23 protein-coding genes are annotated in these 19,917 nt (G+C 68.7%); 11 read left to right on the top strand and 12 right to left on the bottom strand.

Translation table 11 applies throughout. From position 1 onward, the window contains the following. Positions 1–53 precede the first annotated feature (53 nt). Positions 54–602: an N-acetyltransferase family protein gene (locus tag ACT53R_RS05615; RefSeq protein WP_476170863.1), complete on the bottom strand. Its 549-nt coding sequence runs from the start codon at positions 600–602 to the stop codon at positions 54–56. A gap of 137 nt (positions 603–739) precedes the next feature. Further along, on the bottom strand, positions 740–1,282 hold the full coding sequence (locus tag ACT53R_RS05610) for an SRPBCC family protein (protein ID WP_476170862.1): 543 nt from the start codon (positions 1,280–1,282) through the stop codon (positions 740–742). A gap of 145 nt (positions 1,283–1,427) precedes the next feature. Here ACT53R_RS05610 and ACT53R_RS05605 point away from each other — a divergent pair, with 145 nt between their 5' ends. Next, positions 1,428–2,963, top strand: coding sequence for a fumarate hydratase (locus ACT53R_RS05605; protein WP_476171120.1), 1,536 nt, complete (start codon positions 1,428–1,430; stop codon positions 2,961–2,963). 85 nt (positions 2,964–3,048) lie between these two features. Here the strand turns inward: ACT53R_RS05605 and ACT53R_RS05600 are convergent, their stop codons facing one another. After that, positions 3,049–3,507, bottom strand: a complete 459-nt coding sequence (locus tag ACT53R_RS05600) for an outer membrane lipoprotein (RefSeq protein ID WP_476170861.1) — start codon at positions 3,505–3,507, stop codon at positions 3,049–3,051. A 112-nt stretch (positions 3,508–3,619) separates the two neighbouring features. On the opposite strand from ACT53R_RS05600, the gene ACT53R_RS05595 reads away from it, so the two are divergent. Next, positions 3,620–4,099 carry a type II secretion system protein GspG gene (locus ACT53R_RS05595; RefSeq protein WP_476170860.1) on the top strand — a complete coding sequence of 160 codons (480 nt, stop codon included), beginning with the start codon at positions 3,620–3,622 and terminating at the stop codon, positions 4,097–4,099. Here the strand turns inward: ACT53R_RS05595 and ACT53R_RS05590 are convergent. The 6 genes from ACT53R_RS05590 to ACT53R_RS05565 all read right to left on the bottom strand — a co-directional run bounded on the left by ACT53R_RS05590 (position 4,081) and on the right by ACT53R_RS05565 (position 8,371). Then, entirely contained in the window at positions 4,081–4,551 is a 471-nt protein-coding gene (locus ACT53R_RS05590; protein WP_476170859.1) for a hypothetical protein, read from the bottom strand. The two genes, ACT53R_RS05595 and ACT53R_RS05590, sit on opposite strands and share 19 nt — an antisense overlap. Positions 4,552–4,606: 55 nt before the next feature. Continuing rightward, positions 4,607–4,885 (bottom strand): hypothetical protein, encoded by a 279-nt coding sequence (locus ACT53R_RS05585; protein ID WP_476170858.1) that lies wholly within the window; start codon positions 4,883–4,885, stop codon positions 4,607–4,609. A gap of 19 nt (positions 4,886–4,904) precedes the next feature. Continuing rightward, positions 4,905–5,987 (bottom strand): mechanosensitive ion channel family protein, encoded by a 1,083-nt coding sequence (locus tag ACT53R_RS05580; RefSeq protein ID WP_476170857.1) that lies wholly within the window; start codon positions 5,985–5,987, stop codon positions 4,905–4,907. A 27-nt stretch (positions 5,988–6,014) separates the two neighbouring features. Next, the gene (locus tag ACT53R_RS05575) at positions 6,015–6,515 is read right to left on the bottom strand and encodes a DUF456 domain-containing protein (protein ID WP_476170856.1); all 501 of its coding nucleotides are present in this window, start codon (positions 6,513–6,515) and stop codon (positions 6,015–6,017) included. Between the two features lie 176 nt (positions 6,516–6,691). Continuing rightward, complete coding sequence (locus ACT53R_RS05570) at positions 6,692–7,792, bottom strand: M35 family metalloendopeptidase (RefSeq protein WP_476170855.1); 1,101 nt, start codon at positions 7,790–7,792, stop codon at positions 6,692–6,694. Positions 7,793–7,927: 135 nt separating this feature from the next. Beyond that, positions 7,928–8,371: a hypothetical protein gene (locus ACT53R_RS05565; protein ID WP_476170854.1), complete on the bottom strand. Its 444-nt coding sequence runs from the start codon at positions 8,369–8,371 to the stop codon at positions 7,928–7,930. A gap of 74 nt (positions 8,372–8,445) precedes the next feature. On the opposite strand from ACT53R_RS05565, the gene ACT53R_RS05560 reads away from it, so the two are divergent. Continuing rightward, positions 8,446–9,303, top strand: coding sequence for a tRNA threonylcarbamoyladenosine dehydratase (locus ACT53R_RS05560; RefSeq protein WP_476170853.1), 858 nt, complete (start codon positions 8,446–8,448; stop codon positions 9,301–9,303). Positions 9,304–9,376: 73 nt separating this feature from the next. On the opposite strand, the gene ACT53R_RS05555 is transcribed toward ACT53R_RS05560, so the two are convergent. Beyond that, positions 9,377–10,147, bottom strand: a complete 771-nt coding sequence (locus ACT53R_RS05555; RefSeq protein WP_476170852.1) for a TatD family hydrolase — start codon at positions 10,145–10,147, stop codon at positions 9,377–9,379. A gap of 6 nt (positions 10,148–10,153) precedes the next feature. Further along, positions 10,154–10,390 (bottom strand): DUF6116 family protein, encoded by a 237-nt coding sequence (locus ACT53R_RS05550; protein ID WP_476170851.1) that lies wholly within the window; start codon positions 10,388–10,390, stop codon positions 10,154–10,156. A 180-nt stretch (positions 10,391–10,570) separates the two neighbouring features. On the opposite strand from ACT53R_RS05550, the gene ACT53R_RS05545 reads away from it, so the two are divergent. The 8 genes from ACT53R_RS05545 (at position 10,571) to ACT53R_RS05510 (ending at position 18,972) form a co-directional block, all read left to right on the top strand. Next, positions 10,571–11,392: a glycine zipper 2TM domain-containing protein gene (locus ACT53R_RS05545; protein WP_476170850.1), complete on the top strand. Its 822-nt coding sequence runs from the start codon at positions 10,571–10,573 to the stop codon at positions 11,390–11,392. Between the two features lie 214 nt (positions 11,393–11,606). Then, entirely contained in the window at positions 11,607–12,770 is a 1,164-nt protein-coding gene (locus tag ACT53R_RS05540; RefSeq protein ID WP_476170849.1) for an acyl-CoA dehydrogenase family protein, read from the top strand. Between the two features lie 22 nt (positions 12,771–12,792). Further along, positions 12,793–13,335 (top strand): GNAT family N-acetyltransferase, encoded by a 543-nt coding sequence (locus tag ACT53R_RS05535; protein ID WP_476170848.1) that lies wholly within the window; start codon positions 12,793–12,795, stop codon positions 13,333–13,335. Continuing rightward, the gene (locus tag ACT53R_RS05530; protein ID WP_476170847.1) at positions 13,332–13,952 is read left to right on the top strand and encodes a glutathione S-transferase family protein; all 621 of its coding nucleotides are present in this window, start codon (positions 13,332–13,334) and stop codon (positions 13,950–13,952) included. The genes ACT53R_RS05535 and ACT53R_RS05530 overlap by 4 nt, the downstream gene beginning before the upstream one ends. Positions 13,953–14,008: 56 nt before the next feature. Then, complete coding sequence (locus ACT53R_RS05525; RefSeq protein WP_476170846.1) at positions 14,009–16,294, top strand: thiamine pyrophosphate-dependent enzyme; 2,286 nt, start codon at positions 14,009–14,011, stop codon at positions 16,292–16,294. Between the two features lie 152 nt (positions 16,295–16,446). Continuing rightward, the gene (locus ACT53R_RS05520) at positions 16,447–17,646 is read left to right on the top strand and encodes a S1 family peptidase (RefSeq protein ID WP_476170845.1); all 1,200 of its coding nucleotides are present in this window, start codon (positions 16,447–16,449) and stop codon (positions 17,644–17,646) included. A gap of 14 nt (positions 17,647–17,660) precedes the next feature. Continuing rightward, positions 17,661–18,398 (top strand): hypothetical protein, encoded by a 738-nt coding sequence (locus ACT53R_RS05515; RefSeq protein WP_476170844.1) that lies wholly within the window; start codon positions 17,661–17,663, stop codon positions 18,396–18,398. A gap of 103 nt (positions 18,399–18,501) precedes the next feature. Next, the gene (locus tag ACT53R_RS05510) at positions 18,502–18,972 is read left to right on the top strand and encodes an XVIPCD domain-containing protein (protein WP_476170843.1); all 471 of its coding nucleotides are present in this window, start codon (positions 18,502–18,504) and stop codon (positions 18,970–18,972) included. A 15-nt stretch (positions 18,973–18,987) separates the two neighbouring features. Here ACT53R_RS05510 and ygfZ read toward each other — a convergent pair whose 3' ends face one another. After that, positions 18,988–19,884, bottom strand: coding sequence for a CAF17-like 4Fe-4S cluster assembly/insertion protein YgfZ (gene ygfZ, locus ACT53R_RS05505; protein ID WP_476170842.1), 897 nt, complete (start codon positions 19,882–19,884; stop codon positions 18,988–18,990). Between the last annotated feature and the right edge of the window lie 33 nt (positions 19,885–19,917).

Here is a 19,917-nt window from a genome sequence, read left to right as displayed (position 1 = left end):
GATTCGGCTCAGAAACCCCCGCGCGCCGCCGCGCGGGGGCTGCGCAGGCCCGATCACAGCTCCAGCGTGTGCACGACCTGCGTGCGATCGTCCGGATCGGGCGCCGAGGTGAAACCGAGGTGGTGCGCGAGATGCGCCATCTCGAGGTTCTCGGCGAAATCCAGCGACACCATGCGGCGGATGCCGCGTTCGCGCGCGGCGTCGATCAGCCGCTGCATCAGCGCCGTGCCGAGGCCGTGGCCCTGCCAGTCGTCGAGCACGGTCACGGCGATCTCGCATTGCAACGGGTCGTTGCCGACGGCGTATCGCGACACGCCGACGATGCGGGCATCGTCGCCTTCGCCGGAGAGGGCCACGAAGGCTTCGTCGTTGACGTGGTCGACGTTCACCAGCTTGTTCACCAGCGCCTCGTCCGGCTCGGTGATCTGCTCCTGGAAGCGGTAGCGGCGGGCGCGCGGCGACAGCGCGGTGATGAAGGCGCGTTCGGCGTCGGCATCGCCCGGATTCATCGGGCGGACGAGCACCTGACGGCCGTCCGACAGGGTCTCCAGCACGTACGGCAGGAAGCTGTCGGGGGCGGGGATGGGCGAGACATCGTTCATGGCGCGGCTCCGGGTGGGATACCGGTATGTTGCGCCGCAGCAACCGCGGGTTTTCTGATCCGGATCAGTTTGACCCGGCGCCATCACCGGCCTGCGACGAACGGTGCGTGGCGTGTCGGGAAGACCGGCGGGCGCGATCAGCGCTCGGCGGCGGCCTTCAGGTTGGCCAGGCCGGCCTCGAAGTCCTTGCCGACCATCCGGTCCATGCCGATCACGGTGTCCATCAGCTTGGTCGGGAAATCGGCCGGGCCGCGCATGATCCAGATGACTTCGGTCCCGCCGGATGGCGCATGCTGGAGCACGAAGCGGGTGGCGTTGGTGGCCCGGATGGGTTCGATGAAGTCGAGCTTGATGTCGAGTGCCTGCGGCGGTTCGATACCGACGATCTCCATCCGACCTTCGCCGACATCCTTGTTGCCACGCCAGGCATAGGTCGCGCCCTTGCCGGCCTGCGGCCCGCCGAAGGTGCGCGTCATCGCCGGGTCCAGCTTCTCCCAGGGCGACCACTCGGGCCAGCGGTGGAAGTCCTGGAGCAGCGGGTAGATCTTCTCCGGCGGTGCCGCGATCACGGTCCTTCGCATGACCGCGAACTGGTCCGGCTTCATCGCCGCGCGGATCAGCACCCCGGCCACGAGGATGGCCAGCAACATCGCGAATCTGAACAGCAGTTTCTTCGACATGGCCTTCCCCGGTCAGTGGAGTCCGCAGGCATTCTCCGCCGATGGTCGGGGGGCGCAAGTGCGGACCCGGGCCGATGGCGCACGGTAAAATCGCGGCCCCACACGTCCCGAAGACCCGTCCGTGTCCGCAGCCCACGCCTCCGCCATGCCCGCCGAACGTCGCCCGGTGTCGATCCGGCAGGACGACCTGATCCAGTCGATCGCCGACGCCCTGCAGTACATCAGCTACTACCACCCGGTCGACTACATCCGCGGCCTCGCCGCCGCGTACGAACGCGAGCAGTCGCCGGCGGCGAAAGACGCGATGGCGCAGATCCTGATCAACTCGCGCATGTGCGCCGAGGGCCACCGCCCGATCTGTCAGGACACCGGCATCGTCACCGTGTTCCTCGACATCGGCATGGACGTGCGCTGGGACGACGCCACGATGGGCGTCGAGGACATGGTCCACGAAGGCGTGCGCCGTGCCTACAACGACCCGGACAACAAGCTGCGCGCGTCGGTGCTGGCCGATCCCGCCGGCAAGCGCACCAACACGAAGGACAACACGCCCGGCGTGGTCAACGTGAAAATCGTGCCGGGCAACACCGTGCACGTCACCGTCGCCGCGAAGGGCGGCGGTTCGGAGGCGAAGTCGAAGTTCGCGATGCTCAACCCGTCCGATTCGATCGTCGACTGGGTGCTGAAGACGGTGCCGACGATGGGCGCCGGCTGGTGTCCGCCGGGCATGCTCGGCATCGGCATCGGCGGCACCGCCGAGAAGGCGATGCTGCTGGCGAAGGAAGCGCTGATGGAGCCGATCGACATCCAGGACCTCATCGCCCGCGGTCCGTCGAATCGCGCCGAGGAACTGCGCATCGAGCTGCACGAGAAGGTCAACGCACTGGGCATCGGCGCGCAGGGCCTGGGCGGCCTGACCACGGTGCTCGACGTGAAGATCAAGGATTACCCGACCCACGCCGCGAACCTGCCCGTCGCGATGATCCCGAACTGCGCCGCCACCCGCCACGCGCATTTCACGCTGGACGGCAGCGGTCCGGCCACGCTGGAACCGCCGTCGCTGGACGACTGGCCGACGCTGACCTACGACGCCTCGAAGGGGCGTCGTGTCGATCTCGACACGGTCACGCAGGCCGATGTCGCCTCGTGGCAGCCGGGCGAAGTGCTGCTGCTCAACGGCAAGCTGTTGACCGGCCGCGATGCCGCGCACAAGCGCATGGTCGACATGTTGAACAAGGGCGAGCCGCTGCCGGTCGATCTGCGCGGCAAGTTCATCTACTACGTCGGCCCGGTCGATCCGGTGCGCGACGAGGTCGTCGGCCCCGCCGGTCCGACCACGGCAACGCGCATGGACAAGTTCACCGAGCAGGTGCTGGCGCAGACCGGCCTGCTGGGCATGGTCGGCAAGGCCGAACGCGGTCCGGTCGCGATCGAAGCGATCAGGAAGCACCAGTCGGTCTACCTGATGGCGGTCGGCGGCGCCGCGTATCTCGTGTCGAAGGCGATCAAGGCCGCGAAGGTCGTCGGTTTCGCCGACCTCGGCATGGAAGCGATCTACGAGTTCGAGGTGAAGGACATGCCGGTCACCGTCGCCGTCGATTCGCAGGGCACGTCGGTGCACCAGACCGGTCCGCGCGAATGGCAGGCGAAGATCGGCAAGATCCCGGTGGTCGTCGCCTGAGCCATCGCGGCCTCGGCAGGTGCAGATGCGAAGGGAGCCGCGGTCGCCGCGGCTCCCTTCGTCATTTCCGTGCCGGTGATGATGGTCAGATGCGGAACGCGCGGCCGTCGCGGACCTGCACGCGCGCACCCACGGCGATGCCGTCGAGGTCGTCCTGCGACACCACGACCTCGCGGCCGTCACGCATGCGCACGGTGATGTCGTAACCCTTGCCGTACTTGTTCTGGACCGAGTTGCCGATGGCCGCGCCTGCGGCGGCGCCGGCGACGGTCGCGGTGTTCTGGCGACCCTTGCTGTCGGTGTTGTCCTGCGCGATCTCGCGGGCGGCGAGGCCGCCGATCACCGCGCCGACGACGGCGCCGGTGGCATTGGGCGTGCGGCTGCCCTTGCCCTCGTCGATGCGGACCACGGTGCCGCAACTGGTGCAGGGATCGCCGTAGGCCGGCGCGGGCGACGAGGCGTAGCCGGACGAGGGCGTGCTGGCGCAGGCCGACAGGGTCAGGGCCGACGCGATGGCGAGCGAAGCGATCAGGGACGTTTTCATGCGGAACTCCTGCGATCGGATGGGGGCATCGCGAAGCCTGTCTCGCGATGTGCCGACCGTAGGCGCGGCTGCGTGAATCGCGCGGAAACCCGCGCCGGCGTGCGCATGCATCGTGCGCGATGCGTGGTCGCGTCGCGATTTGCGCGAACAGCGCCTGCATGGCCGGGAACTCGCCGTGTGGCGCGAGATTCGAAGCAGGATGCGAAAACGGTGGATCGTCCTGCTGCTTGCCTGCGTCGCCGTCACGGGCCTGATGCTCATGCGCGTCATGCGCGACAGCCATGACGATCGATGGTCGCTGGCGCGCTTCCAGCTTGAGCTCATCGCTTCGATCGTCGCGCTGTATCGTGCGGATACGGGGCAATGGCCTGCGTCGCTCGATGCGCTCACGCTTTCCGACGGGCCCGGCCTGGGGCCGTACCTGTCGCGGAGGCAGTTGCTCGATCCGTGGGGCCGCGCGCTTTTCTACGGTGCCGATGCCGACGGCCACGGCTTCGTCGTGTTCACGCTGGGCCGCGATGGACGCCTCGGCGGTTCTGGCGTGGACGCCGATCTCCAGCGCGGTCTGCGCGATCAGATCCCGCGGAAATAGATGTCGACGTAGTCGGTCGCGGTATCGCAGGGGTTGTCCATTTCCTGCATGCGCCAGTACTTGCGGCCCAGCGTGGTCGCGAAATGGAACGTACCGTGGCGACGGCATTCCGCGCCGCCGGCGATGTGCGAGACGCGGGTGAGGATCTCGCCCTCGAACGTGAAGCCGTCGCGCGTGGCCGAGACGATGTGGCCGTCGATGCGGACATAGTCGCCGGCGTTGTCGTCGTGGCCGGCCTGTTCGCCATGCAGGGACAGACCACTGCCCTGCGCGGCGACGACGACCTGGCCGGCGCCGGCCAGGTCGCCCCAGCCGATCCACTGCAGGGTCAGCCGATGGTTCCCGACGAGGCGCGCGCGGGCCGTCGCGTCGATCCCGGGCGTCGAGGCTGCCGTCGAGGCAGCAGCGCAGGCGCAAAGCAGGGCCGGCCACAGGCGGACGATCGGACGCATCGCGAACTCCGGGCAACGCTGGGATGCGGCATGATCCTCCACGCCGCAGGGTCGATCAATGTCCCGGGCGGGATGCCTGATCGGCGGCCACCGGCGCAGCGGCGGACCGGCCACGGAGGGCGGCCTGCCATGCCAGCAGGCCCAGTGCCGACAGCGCGATCCAGGTCGCGAGATAGCACCACGTCGCCGGCCCCGAATGGCCCATCGACTCCAGTCCCGTCGAGGCTTCGATCCACGACCACAGCGGCGACAGCACCGCGGCGGCGACGAAGGCGAACGGTGCGGCGGCCATGAAGATCATCACGGCGACGATGAACGTGCGGATCAGGCGCATGCGGTGCTCCTTCCGGGGGTCACGGCTTCCGGCCGTCGGGTTGCAGCAGGTTCTGGCCGGTGGCGTCGGCGCGTGCCGCCGCGACCTGGGCGTCGATCTCGCGGTTCACCGAGGTGTCGGTGCCGCCGTTGTGGTCGGGCTCGGGCACCGGTGCGTGTTCCTCGCGCAGTCGCGCGATGTAGTGCACCGTGCGCGGCGCCTGGATGCCTGCGTGCGCGAACGCAGCCTTGGTGTGGCGCATCGCTTCGCTGCGGGTCTTGGCGAGATCGCTCTGGCGTTGGTCGATCCAGCCGTGGAAGCGCAGCACGATGCCGTTGGTGCCGTTCTCGACCACCTGCCATGACGGCGCGGGATCGTCGAGCACGCCCTCGATGCCGGCGATGGCCTCCATCGCCAGCGTCTGCGACTGGCGGATCGACTGGCTGCCGTCGATGGTCATCGTGAACTCGAAGCGGCGCTTCGGATTGCGGCTGTAGTTGAGGATCACCGACTTGAACACGAGGTTGTTCGGGATCTGCAGGTGGTTGCCGTCGAAGGTCATCAGCACCGTCGCCCGCGAGTTGACCGAGATCACCTTGCCTTCGCGGCCATCGATGTTGACGGTGTCGCCCGGCTCGAACGGACGGCGCACGCTGAGCAGGATGCCGGCGATGTAGTTCTCGGCGATGTCGCGGAACGCGAAGCCCAGCACCAGGCCGACGACGCCGGCGGAGCCCAGCACCGCGCCGACCACCGAGGTCAGTCCGACGAGGTCGAGCGCGATCAGGATCGCGACCAGCATGATCGCGGTACGCACGATCGTGCGCACCAGGCCATCCATGTACGGGTTGCTCGAGCGCAGGTGCAGCAGGTGCATGCGCTTGCTCACGAAGCGCGAGAACCACGTGGCGAACAGCACCACCAGCACGGCGAGCACCAGCTGCGGGATGCGTTCGATCAGGCGCAGCAGCGAATGGTTGGCGTATTCGAGCATCGCCCGCGCGCAGTCGTGCAGGCCGTCGAAGGTGCATTCGGGGGGGGGCGGCGCGTTGCTCGCCGGCGCCGCCTTGGCGGGCGCGAGCAGGGCGGTGAGGGCGGCGGTGGTCGGATCGGGGCTTTGCATCGTGCGGCGGCGTTGGAAGTGCTTGGGTCAGAAAAACCAGGCGATCAGGAACAGGCCGATCATGGCGAAGGCGAGCGCGAGTTTCAGCACCACGCCGAACAGGATGCCCATCCAGGTGCCGAGGCCGACCTTGGTCGCGTGGCCGAGGTCGGTCTTCGCGAGTTCGCGGCGGTGGATCAGTTCGCCGACCACCGCGCCGATGAAGGGGGCGACGAACACGCCGACGAGGCTGAAGAACAGGCCGACCACGGTGCCGATGGCCGCGCCGGCCAACGCCATGCGGCTGGCGCCGACGCGCTTGGCGCCCATCGCGGTGGCCGCGAGATCGACCGCCAGCGACAGCGCGGTCAACGCGCCGAGCGCGACCAGCGTCCAGACGCCGATGCGCTCGAAACCGTCGGTCCAGGCGGCCAGCAGCATGCCGGCGTAGACCAGTGGCAGGCCGGGCAGGGCGGGGAGCACCACGCCGATCAGCCCCAGCAGGACGAGGGCGGCGGCGAGCACGTAGAACACGATCTGCGGATCCATCGGATGTCCGGTCCGCGGGGACGGAGGGCCGCGGCGGCCGCATCATGGCACGCGGGCGAAGGCGGGGGATGACCCGGAAGTGACCCCCGGCGTGCACGAGGACCGCGGGCAGACACGCGACGGAAAAGGAAACGGCCCGTCGAAGCGGGCCGTTTCCGTGCAACAGGCAATGCCGATCAGTTCTGCGCCGGGGTGTTCTCGGCGAAGTACTCGTGGTTGTCGGCGTTGTCGAGCGCCTTCGTCGGGTTGCTGGTCGCCAGGCTCTTCGCGGCCGTCTGGCCGTAGGCCCAGTCGTCCGTGGCGGCGACGACGTTGAAGTGACTCATCTCGTGGATCAGCGTGCCCGCGCGCGAGTCGGTGCCCGTGTTCGGCGCGCTCCAGAACGCCTTGCAGACGTAGATCTGGTACGGCTGGGTCGGATAGACGTAGGCGTAGTAGTTCTGGCTGCAGCCGCAGTTGATGGTGACCTGCCCGGCGTTCTGGTCGATGGCCGAGTCGATCGCCACATAGTGCTGCTTCGCGGTGGCGTAGCGGCTGGAGGTGTAGGCGCCGAACCACGTGGTGTAGCGGGCACCGGTGGTGCCGGCGTTGAGGTAGCCCTTCGCATTCTCCGAGTAGGTGCGCGCCGAGCTCACCGCGGTACCGGCGCCGCTCTGCTGGGTGCTGGTGCAACCGACGTAGTTCACGCCGTTGACGACCACGCCCTGGACCGGCTTGGCCTTGGTCGAGAAGCCCATGCGCTGGGCCGGGGTCTGCTGGCCGTTGTCCACCCAGATGCGCAGCGGCGCGCTCTGCGTCAGCAGCGGCTGGCCGTTGGCCTGCTTCAGCATCGTGCCGCCGGACAGCGAGGCGTGTTGCAGCGGAGCGGCGAAGGTGACGGTGTAGTCACCGCCCTGCGAGAGGTCGTAGGCCGCGCCGAGGTCGACCGTGGTCTTGAGCGCACGGCCGGGCTGCAGGATGACGAAGTCGGAGGCGGTCGGCAGGCCGCGCTTGACCATGCGGCCTTCGTAGCGGACTTCGACGCCGTCGCGGCTGACCGCGAAGAGGTTCGATTCGGCCATCACCGACGGCAGCTCCCACTTCGGGACGCGCACGGTCTTGCGGCTGGTGTTGGTGACGGTGACTTCGACGATGCCGTCGCCCAGCGAGAGCATGCCGACGCGCAGCGGATTGGAGGTCTGGACGGCCGGTGTGGCGGCGGTGGAACCGAACGTGGCAGCGATGCCCGCGACGAGCGCGGTGGTGGCGCCGAGCGTACCAATGGCTTTCAGCTTCATTCCTTGTGTCCCCGGATTGGAAAATGCCCGCGGTCTGCGGGCAATCCGATCATACGGGGCTTCGCGCCCGCCGTGCACGCTGCCGTGCAACAGGTCGCGGGAGGGCGCCGCGGATGGGCGCGGCGGCCGTCCGGGTCAGCGGAAATCCTGGTGGCAGCCCTTGCAGCTTTCCCCGATCTTGCCCGCGACCGCGTTCACGCCTTCGCAGTTGATCGGCGGCGAGGACAGCGCGGCGTCCAGCGTGGCGCGCATGCCGCTGGCCTGCTTCGTGAAGCGCTCGTCGTCGGCATCGTCCGGGAAGGCGCGTTCGAGGTCGTCGGCCATCGTCCTCAGGCCCTTGAGGTGCGGGATGATGTCGGTGGCGTTGCAGCGGTTGGCCGCGGCCTTCTCGCCGAGCTGCTTCATGTGCCATTCCTGCACGAACATCACGCTTTCCGGGAAGTGGTCGCGGCGCTGCTGCCAGGTCCGCATCAGCATGACGACGGCGACGGCGCCGACGGCCAGGCCCAGCAGGAAAACGAAGAAGTAGCGGCTGAAGGCCGAGGACGTGGGCTTGGCCGGATCGGGCGTGGTCGACATGGGCGTCTCCGTGACGGATGTCGAAAACATACCACGACGGCCGTCCGCGCGTGCCCGCCCGGTACACTGTCGCAATGACTGCCGACGCCCTCGACACCCGCTCCGAAATACCTGCCTCCGTCGTCCTCGGCGCGGACTGGACCGATCGCTTCGCCGGCATTGACCGGCTCTACGGCCGCGGCGCGCTGGCGACGTTCGCGCGCAGCCGCGTCGCCGTGGTCGGGCTGGGCGGCGTCGGTTCGTGGGTGGTCGAAGCGCTGGCCCGCAGCGGCGTGGGGCACCTGGTGCTGATCGACGCCGACGACCTCTGCGTCTCCAACACCAACCGGCAATTGCCTGCGCTGGAAGGACAGTACGGCCGCGGCAAGGCCGAGGCGATGGCCGAACGCTGCCGCGCGATCAATCCGGCGGTCGAGGTCGACACCGTCGTGAGTTTCCTGACGCCGTCGAATCTCGAAGCGTTGCTGGGCACCGGCCACGATCTGGTGATCGACGCCTGCGACAGCTTCCGCACCAAGGTCGAGGCCATCGCGTGGTGCCGCCGCCGAAAGCTGCCGATCGTCACCGTCGGTGCCGCCGGGGGACGACTCGATCCCACGCTGGTGCGCGTGCGCGATCTCTCGCGCACCGAGCACGACGCGATGCTCGCGCTGATCCGCAAGAAGCTGCGCGCGGAGTTCAATTTCCCGAAGAACGCGCAGCGCTACTTCGGCGTGCCCGCGATCTATTCGCTGGAGAACGTGCGCTATCCGCAGGCCGACGGCAGCGTCTGCGGCCTGCGTCCGCAGCTCGGCGCGGATGCCGCGCTCAAGCTCGATTGCGGCGCGGGCCTCGGCGCCGCCACCCACATCACCGGCGCGTTCGCCTTCGCCGCTGCCGGCAAGGCGCTGGAGATGCTGCTGAAGCCGAAGCGCACCGCGCTGTCCCCGTGATCCCTGTTTGGTAGAGCGGGCTTCAGCCCGCTGGGAACCATCCAGAACGCCAACAAGCGGGCTGAAGCCCGCTCTACCGATTCGGGGGAATACGGAACAGGCGTTCCGCATTCGCCGTCGTGGCCGCCGCGAGTTCCGCAGGCGCCATGCCGCGCAGCGCCGCGATGGTGTCGAGCACGTTGAGCAGACGCGCCGGTTCGTTGCGTTGTCCGCGATGCCTGCTGTCGGGTTGGTCGGGAGCATCGGTTTCCAGCAGCAGGCATTCGATCGGCAGCGTCGCCGCCAGCGTGCGCAGGCGGTTCGCGCGTTCGTACGTGACCGGCCCGCCGATGCCGACGAGGAAGCCTAGGTCGTACAGTCGCTTCGCCTGGTCGGCACTGCCCGGATAACTGTGGATCACGCCGCGCAGCGGGCCGAAGCGTCGGATCGCGGCCAGTACCGCATCGACCGCGCGCCGCGCATGCACGACCACCGGCAGGTCGAAATCGCGCGCCAGCCGCAGTTGGCCGTCGAAGAACCGCGCCTGTCGTTCGGGATCGAGTCCCTCGACGAAGAAATCGAGCCCGCATTCGCCGACGGCCACCGGGCGCTCGCGTTCGATCCACGTGCGCAGTTCGGCGAGATGCGTTTCGCGATGATCGTCGAGATACATCGGGTGCAGGCCGTACGCAGGCAGAAGCCCGGCCTCGCGTGCGCAGAGATCTCGCAGCTTCGGCCAGCCGGCGGCATTCACCGCCGGCACGATCTGCCGCATCACGCCGGCAGCGCGCGCCCGCGCGAGCACCGCGTCGCGGTCGGCATCGAATTCGGGCGCGTCGAGGTGCGCGTGGCTGTCGACCAGCATGGAGGATCAGGTGCTGCGCTGGCCTTCGATTGGCGGTTTGGTCGACTGCACTTCGGGCGTGCGGCGCTTGCGCAGGCTCGCCAGCAGCAGCGTGCCGATGCCCAGCAGCAGTTCGTCGATGAAGGGAATGAAATCGGGGATCACCATGTCGATCGCCCACAGGGTCGCGGCGATCATGAACAGGCGCGGGAAACTCAGACGGCCCAGGAAGCCGAGGATCGGGGCGAGGAGCGGGTTGGCCATGGCGACGACTCCGGAGCGATGCGATTGCGCGAACGCTATCACGCTGTCTGCAGCTTTCGGGGCGGGATTCAGGGTTCCGTCACGCGCAGGTGGCCGGGATCGGTCCGGGTTCAGCTTCCCGGTGCTGCAATCCGCCCTCAGCGGGGGAATCCACCGAATGCCGTCTTTCAGGAGGACCGCATGAACCAGAAGACCACCATCGCCGTCGCCATCGGCGCACTGCTCCTCGGCGGCGTCGCCACGGCCGCCTATCTCGGCAATCGCGCCCCGTCCGGCGCCGATCCGTTCGTTGAGCCGTCCGATCTCGCCCGCCCGGCTTCACTCGCCGCGGACGACCATCCGGTCGACGACAACCGCATCCCGGCCGCAGGCGGACTCGAATACGCCGACGTCGTGGCGGTGAAGCCGGTGACCGAGCGCTCGGCGCAATACGCGACCGTGCTGGGCACCGAACCGATCCGTGAGACCACCACCGCCAGCACGCCGCGCGAAGTCTGCGAGGACGTGGCCGTGCAGGAACGCCTGCCGGAACGTGACGGCAACGTCGGCGGCACCGTCGCAGGTGCGCTGATCGGGGGGCTCGTCGGCAACCAGGTCGGCAAGGGCGACGGCCGCAAGCTGGCGACCGTGGCCGGTGCCGTCGGCGGCGGTTTCGCCGGCCACGAGATCGACAAGCGTCACGTCGGCGGCAAGGTCGTGACCCGGACCGAGCGCCAGTGCCACACCGTCACCGACACGTCCAGCCAGAGCCGCACCGTGGCGTGGAACGTCACCTACCGCAATCCCGACGGCAGCACCGGCACGATGCGCACCGACCGCAAGCCGGGCAGCCGCATCCCGCTGGGCCATCGCAACGACGTCGTCGGCTACGACGTGACCTATCGCTACCGTGGCACCGAGCAGCACCTGCGCATGGACGAGAAGCCGGGCGATCGCCTGCCGGTCGTCGATGGCGAGGTGGTGACCGCCGTCGCCACTGCCGGGGCCCCGGGCCGCGGCTGAACCGAGGTTGCAGGAATCGCGATCGACCCCTCGGACGATCGCGCCAGGCGGGGCCGGAGCGATCCGGCCCCGCCGCTTTTCCGGGGGCTGGCGAAATCGCGGAGTTGGCGTCCGAAGTCGGCGTTTTGCCGATATCGTCTTTCCGGTTCGCAGGTATCGATTGTGCAGGATGCCCCCTTACAATGGCGTTTTGCCCGTCCACGACCCCGAAACCATGGCCCTGCATCCCTACGATCTGTACGACGTCCGCTCCCTGCTCAGCGAAGAAGAGTGTGCCGTGCAGGACACGGTCGCCCGTTTCACCGACGAGCGCGTGCTGCCGATCATCGGCAAGGCCTTCGACGAAGGCCGCTTCCCCAAGGAACTGATCCCCGAGATCGCCGAACTCGGCCTGCTCGGCCCATCGCTGCCGGAAAAATACGGTTGCGCCGGCCTCAACGGCGTCAGCTACGGCCTGATCTGCCAGGAGCTGGAGCGCGGCGATTCCGGCATCCGCAGCTTCGTCAGCGTGCAGTCGTCGCTGTGCATGTACCCGATCTACGCCTATGGTTCCGAAGAGCAGCGCATGCGCTGGCTGCCGGACATGGCCGCGGGCAAGGTCATCGGCTGCTTCGGCCTGACCGAGCCGCACGGCGGCTCCGACCCGGCGAACATGAAGACCCGCGCCGTGCGCGATGGCGGCGACTGGGTGATCAACGGCTCCAAGATGTGGATCACCAACGGCAACCTCGCCGACATCGCGATCGTCTGGGCGCAGACCGACGAGGGCATCCAGGGCTTCGTGCTGGAGAAGGGCATGCCGGGCTTCACCGCCCAGGAAATCAAGCACAAGATGAGCCTGCGCGCGTCGGTCACCAGCGCGCTGTTCTTCGACAACGTGCGGGTGCCGGACGCCAATCGCCTGCCGAACGTGAAGGGCCTGAAGGGGCCGCTCGGCTGCCTCACGCAGGCGCGCTACGGCATCACCTGGGGCCCGATCGGCGCGGCCATCGCCTGTCTCGATGAGGCGCTGCGCTACAGCAAGGAGCGCATCCTGTTCGATCGCCCGGTCGCGGCGACGCAGAGCGCGCAGATCAAGATGGCCGACTGGGCCCGACGCATCACCGCCGCACAGCTGATCTCGCTGCAGCTCGGTCGCCTGAAGGACGCCGGCAACATGCAGCCGACGCAGGTGTCGCTGGCGAAGTGGAACAACGTGCGCATGGCGATCGACATCGCCCGCGAGGCGCGCGACCTGCTCGGCGGCGCCGGCATCACCACCGAGCACTGCCCGATCCGCCACGCGCTGAACCTCGAATCGGTGATCACCTACGAAGGCACGGAAACCGTGCACCAGCTGGTGGTCGGCCGCGAGCTGACCGGCATCAACGCGTTCTGACCGGGGCAGGGGCGCGACGCGCATGGACACGCCGGTGCTCGAGACCGAACGCCTGATCCTGCGCGTCCCGCAGGTCGAGGATTTCGACCGCTACGCCGAATTCTTCGCGCACGACTCGTCGGCCGTCATCGGCGGCCCGTACGTGCGTGCGGATGCGTGGCGGCGATTCCTGCAGATGCCGGGCGCGTGGATGCTGCAGGGCTTCGCGATGTTCTCGGTGATCGAGAAGGCGAGCGGGTTGTGGGTCGGGCAGGCCGGGCCGTGGTATCCGGACGGCTGGCCCGGCACCGAAGTCGGCTATGCGTTCCACCAGGATGCGCGCGGCAAGGGCTACTGCACCGAAGCCTGCGTCGCGTCGATGGACTGGGCGTTCGATGTGCTCGGCTGGGACGACGTCGTCCATTCGATCCGGCCGGACAACGTGCCGTCGCAGCGGGTCGCGCAGCGCCTGGGCTCGACCAATCGCGGCCCCGTCCCGTTCGCGCCGCCGCACGACACGCACGTGATCGACCTCTGGGGCCAGACCCGCGAGGAATGGCGCGTCAACCGGGAGCGCTTCGCATGATCACGCTGTACGGCATGTCCTCGTCGGGCAACTGCTACAAGCTGCAACTGCTGATGGCGCAGCTTGGCCGCGACTACGACTGGGAAGAGATCGACGTGACCCGCGGCGAGAATCTCTCGCCCGAATTCCTGGCGATGAACGATCGCGGCAAGGTGCCGGTGATGCGTCTGGCCGACGGCCGCACGATGTCCGAGTCGAACGCGATCCTGAACTACCTTGCGCAGGGCACGCCGCTGCTGCCGGACGACGCGTGGGACCGCGCGAAGACCTTGCAGTGGATGTTCTTCGAGCAGTACAGCCACGAGCCTTGCATCGCGGTGTCGCGCTTCATCCGCAAGTACCTGCCGCCGGACCATCCGCGCCGTGCCCACCTCGATGCGCTGAAGGCATCGGGCGACGAGGCGTTGGCGGCGATGGAGCGGCACCTGTGCCGGTTGCCGTGGTTCGGCGGCGAGCACTACACCATCGCCGACATCGCGCTGTTCGCCTACACCCACGTCGCCGAAGACGGCGGCTTCGACCTCGGCGGCTATCCGCACGTCGAGCGCTGGGTCAAGCGGGTGATGCAGCAGCCGGGCTTCGTGCCGATGCGCGACGCCGACCGCATCGAAGACTGAATTTCCGAATTCCACCATCGTCCGGCTCCCGCCTTGCGGGAGCGGGGGAGAGCGCCATGTTCGCGACCGTTCCGAATCCCATCCCGGCCCGCATGAAGGGCCTGAACCGCGCCGAGATCTGCGACGTCAATTTCCAGACGTTCGTGAAGGAGTGGGACGGCGCCGCGCAGCCGAAGCCGGCACCGGGCGAGGCCATCCTCGACGGCAGCGCGCTCGACGCGCAGGGCTTCCGCGAACTGTTCGAATCGCAGCTGATCTCGCGCCATCTCGACCTGATGGCCCGCGTGCTGCGCGTGCAGAACAAGGTCTTCTACACCATCGGTTCCTCGGGCCACGAGGGCAACGCGATGGTCGCGCGGCTCACGCGCCACACCGATCCGGCGTTCCTGCACTACCGTTCCGGCGGTTTCATGGCCGAGCGCTTCCGCAAGCTGCCGGGCATGGATCCGGTGATGGATTCGGCGCTGTCGTTCGCGGCGAGTGCGGAAGATCCCGCGAGCGGCGGTCGCCACAAGGTGTGGGGCAGCAAGCCGCTGTGGGTACTGCCGCAGACCTCGACGATCGCCTCGCATCTGCCGAAGGCGCTGGGCACGGCGATCGCGATCGAGCACGCGCGCCGCATCGGCCACGCGCTGCCGATCCCCGACGACAGCATCGCGATCTGCTCGTTCGGCGATGCCTCCAGCAACCACGCCACCGCGCAGACCGCGTTCAATGCCGCGGCGTGGACCGCGTACCAGAAGCTGCCGGCGCCGGTGCTGTACGTGTGCGAGGACAACGGCATCGGCATCTCGGTGAAGACGCCGGACGGCTGGGTCGCGCGCAACTATCGTCATCGCGAAGACCTCGACTATTTCTACGCCGACGGTCTCGACCTCGCCGCCGGCTACGGTCAGGTGCAGGCCGCAGTCGAGCACTGCCGCCGCACGCGTCGTCCGACCTTCCTGCACCTGCGCACCACGCGGATCATGGGCCACGCCGGCACCGATTTCGAGATCGAGTGGCGCAACATCGAGGAGCTGTGTGCAGTGGAGGCGAGCGATCCGCTGCTGCGCAGCGCGCAGATCGCGCTCGAATCCGGGTTGATGTCGAAGGACGAGATCCTCGGCCTGTACGAGGCGACGCGCGCGAAGTGCTTCGCCGCCGCCGAGGACGCCGACCGTCGTCCGCGCCTGACCACGCTCGAAGACGTGATGAAGCCGCTGGCGCCGTACACGCCCGCCGCGGTGAAAGCCGAAGCCGAGCGCTTCGACTACGCCGACAAGCGCCTGCAGGTGTTCGGCGGTGAAGCGAAGCTGCCCGAGCAGCAGCCGGCGAAGCACCTCGCGATCCAGATCAATCAGGCGCTGCACGATCTGTTCTGCAAATATCCCGAGACGATGCTGTTCGGCGAGGACGTGGCGCAGAAGGGCGGCGTCTACACGGTGACGAAGGGCCTGCACAAGGCGTTCGGGCCGAAGCGCATCTTCAACACGCTGCTCGACGAGACGGTGATCCTCGGCCTCGCGCAGGGCTACGCGAACATGGGCATGCTGCCGATGCCCGAGATCCAGTACCTCGCGTACTTCCACAACGCCTGCGACCAGATCCGCGGCGAGGCGGCCAGCCTGCAGTTCTTCAGCAACGGCCAGTACCGCAACCCGATGGTGATGCGCATCGCCTCGCTGGGCTACCAGCGCGGCTTCGGCGGCCATTTCCACAACGACAACTCGATCACCGCGCTGCGCGACATTCCGGGTCTCGTCGTCGGTTGCCCGTCGCGCGGCGACGACGCCGCGACGATGCTGCGCACGCTGATGGCGCTGGCGAAGGTGGATGGCCGCGTCTGCGCCTTCCTCGAACCGATCGCGCTGTACATGACCAAGGACCTGCACGAGACCGGTGACGGCCTGTGGCAGACCGAATACCCGTCGCCGGAGCAGGCGATGCCGTTCGGCGAGGGCCGCACGTATGCACCGGAGGACGGCAGCCGTGGCGACGACCTCGTGGTCTTCACCTTCGGCAACGGCGTACCGATGAGCCTGCGCGCGGCCCGACGCATCGAGGCGAAACACGGCTGGAAGACCCGCGTGGTCGACCTGCGCTGGCTGGTGCCGCTCAACGAGGCGTTCATCCGCGAACAGGCCGCCGGCGCGAAGCGGATCCTCATCGTCGACGAGGGCCGCCGCAGTGCGGGCGTGGGCGAGGGCGTGATCACCGCGCTGGTCGAGGGCGGGTTCGGTGGCGTGCCGCTGAAGCGCGTGGTCGGTGCCGACACGTTCACCCCGCTCGCGGGCGCCGCGTTCCTGGTGATCCCGGCGGATGACGACATCGTCGCCGCGGCGGACGCGCTGGCGGGCTGAACACCCGATCGCGGGATCGTGCGGCTGACAGCGATGGGGGGCGTTGCTACACTCCGCCCGTCCCCCATCCCCCTTTCCGCGCGCCGTCGCGACCGCCCGCACCGGGTGCCGTCGCGTCACGGCGCCCGCGGACTTGGCTGCAGGTGTCCCGCATGCGTGTTCCATCGTCGATGTTCCCGGGCCTTGCGCTCGCTTTCGCGTTCGCCATCGCGCCCGTCGCGGTCCGGGCAGCGTCCCAGGCGCCGGCGCCGGTGTCCAACCCGACCGTGGTCGCGATCTACGTGCCGCCGGCGGATCTGACCTCCCGCGCCTACCTCACTCGCCTCAACGTATGGATCGAGCCGGGCAAGGCACTGTCGGACGCATTGGGCGAAGTCGCGCCGCTGTACTTTCCGAACATGACCCTGCTGCCGGCATCGGCCGGGCACAAGTACGGGTTGCTGCTCGACATGAATCCGACGTGGACCCCGGTCGCTGGCAAGGTCCATCTCACGATCCAGTACGACGTCTACGATCCCGACGGCAAGAAGCTGCACGGCGACAGCGTCGACCGGATCGTCCCGGTGAAGGGCATGAACTTCAACGCGGCGGCCTTCAGTGCGTCGCGGCAGGCCGTGCAGGCCGTGCTGCAGGACGTGGGCCGCCAGGTGAATCCGTCGCCGGAGGCGTTCCCCGATCGTGGCGAGACCGCGAAGATCGACCCCGCCGTGCTGGTCGACCACGCCAAGCCGCTGCGGACCGGCACCGCGTTCTTCATCAATCGCACCGGCCAGTTGCTGACCGCCGCCCACGTGGCGCGCGAATGCACGCTGCTGGAGGCACACCAGGACGACAAGACCTTCATCCTCACCGCGAAGGCGTCCAGCGACCTGCTCGACGTGGCCGTGCTCGATTCCGGGCGTCCCCGCGAGAAGCCGCTCGTGTTCCGCGACGGCCAGGCGATCCAGCTCGGCGAGTCCGTCACCAGCGTCGGTTATCCGCTGCACGGCCTGCTCGGCGATTCGCCGAACCTGACCCGTGGCAACGTCAGCGCCAGCAAGGGCATCCGCGGCTCGCTCGGCCATTTCCAGTTCTCGGCCCCGATCCAGCCGGGCAACAGCGGCGGGCCGATCGTGTCGGACAACGGCGAGGTGCTGGGCGTCGCGGTGAGCACGCTCAACGCGGAGTCGCTGGTGAAGGACGGACTGATCCCGCAGAACGTCAATTTCGCGCTGGACGCGCGCCACGTGGTGAAGTTCCTGCGGCGCGAGGGCGTGGCGTTCGACCTGTCGAAACCGCAGGGCGCGGGCAGCATGCAGATCGCCAACGAGGCCGCGCTGTCCAACACCGTCCAGCTGAACTGCTACCAGTGACCGGAGCCGACGCCATGATCCGCACCGTTTTCGTCGTGCTCTGCCTCGGCATCGCCTCGGTCGCGTCCGCGGCCAGGCCGGTGCCGCTCGTTGTGCCCGGCCGCGCCACCGTGTCAGTGCCGGCGACGCCCGCGCCTGCGCCTGCGCAGGGCGAGGCCTCGCCTGCGGCCGCCGCGTCCGCGGACGCAGTGCCCGCGCCTCCCGCGGGCCCTGCGCTGCCGGCGATGATCTTCCTCAGCTCGCTGGCCGAGGACGAACTGTTCAAGATCTTCAAGGCGCAGCCGGGTTACGCCGCGCTGGACAAGGAGCTCTACGGCAGCCCGCTGAAGCTCATCGTCACCCACACCAGCCGCCCGACCGCGGGCGGGCAGGCGGCCGGCCTGCTCAGCGCGGTCCTGTCCGGCAGCACGCTGGGCCTGCTGCCGGTGGTGACCAGCGAGCGCCTGGTGATCCGCTACGAAGTGATGCTCAACGGCAAGGCGGTGGCGAGCTGCAGCTTCGAGCGCACGTCCACCCGTGCGATCAACATCTGGGCCGCGGGTGACGCCGATGCCGGGCTGGGCAAGGACGGCATGGCGTGGCTGAAGTCGACGGCCGCGGAGGCCGCGGTCAAGCTGGCGGCCGATCCCGGCCTGTCTGCGCTGCAGCAGGAGATCCGGTTCTATTTCCCCGAGGCCGAAACGGCCCCGGCCAAGGCGCAGGAGACGCCCGCTGCCGGCGCCAGGCCTGCGGACGCGAAGCCGGCCTCCTGAGCTTCGTTTCGCCTCCGTCCATGCCGGCCGTGCGCGGTTGGCCCGTCCCGGGGCCCGGTGTAACATCGGGCCCGTTTCCCCTGCCGGCCTTCAGGAGTCCGTGATGCAGTACGCACCCCAGAACCCGTCCGATCCCGGTCATCCCGATCATGATCGCTACATGAACATGCGGAACATGGTCGAACGCATGCATGGCGAGAGCGGCATCGCCGCGACCGGCGACATGAACGACCGCGCCACCGCCGCGATGCTGCGCGCGTACAAGGCCGAAGCCACCCGCGAAAACGCCTCGCTCGATCCGCGGGCCGAAGTGGACGGCGTCGTGCTCAGCCGCGGTGACGTGCCCGGTCGCTACGCAATCATGTACCAGGGTGACCCCAACAACCCGACCGTGCGCACGCTCGCCGTGCCGACCCAGGACCTGACCCAGCCCGCCGAGCGCAATTTCGACGAGGTCAACCGGATCAATGCGCAGCATGCGCCGCAGCTGTCGCAGGCCCAGGCGCAGGAACAGGTCCGCCAGCAGGGCCAGGAACAGGCGCCGATGCAGATGGGCTCGCGCTCGCTCATCTGACCGACGCCGACGCCGTCAGCGCGCCAGCCCTTCGCGGAGCGGCGCGAATCGCCAGGAAGCCCCGCCCGTCGCGGGGCTTCCGTCGTTTCGGGCGGCCGGGGACGACGAGGCGGGGTCGAGCGGCACCACCGCCAGCGCGTGCGTGCCGGCCGTGGACACGACGGTCCCGGCCTGCGGGTCGGCGTCATCCAGTGCCGATCCGGGCGACGGTGGCGCATCGGCCTCGATCAGCGCGAGCCCGCGCTTGGCCTGCCCGAGGAAGTGGGTCCGCGCCACGATCTCCTGGCCCGGATAGCAGCCTTTCTTCACGCTGAAGGCGCGCAGGCGTTCGAGCGAGAGTTGCTGCGGTGTCCATTGTTCGGACTGCGCGGCGTCGAGCCGTGGCCAGCCGTGCGCCAGATCCTCGCGGCGCCATGCGGCGAGGGCGACCGGGTCGTCGTCTGCCGTCACCGTCTGGCCGATGCGCAGGCCGCGGCCCGCGTGGCCTCCGTCGAGGTCGCCGGAGAGGTCCAGTTCGATGGCATGGGCCGGATCGCCCGCCCAGTGGTTGCCGGAGGCGAGATCCGACGCGCGCAGGCGGCCGGCGATGGCCAGATCGTCGCGCACCGTGATCGCGACCTTGCTGCGGAACACGAAGCGACGCAGCTGGTCGGCGAGGGCGTCCGCATCTGCATCCGGAACGACCAGCCACACCGTATCAGCAGCGATGCGCACCAGTCCGAACAACGCGATCACGCGGCCCTTGGCCGTCAGCCAGCCGTTCCACTGCCAGCGGCCGTCCTCCAGCGCGGCGACGTCGTTCATCGTCTGCGCCTGCGCAAACGCGACGGCATCGCGCCCTGTCAGGGACAGTAGACGATGGTCTGAGAGACGGAACCAGCGGTCCGGTGCAGCTTGCGGGTTGTCCGGCATGGGGGCGGGACTTAAACTTCACGGTTCAGGAAT

This window comes from Lysobacter sp. DMC104 (assembly GCF_056313665.1).
The sequence above is the reverse complement of the archived record's forward strand: the minus strand, read 5'-3'. Positions and strand labels throughout refer to the sequence as shown.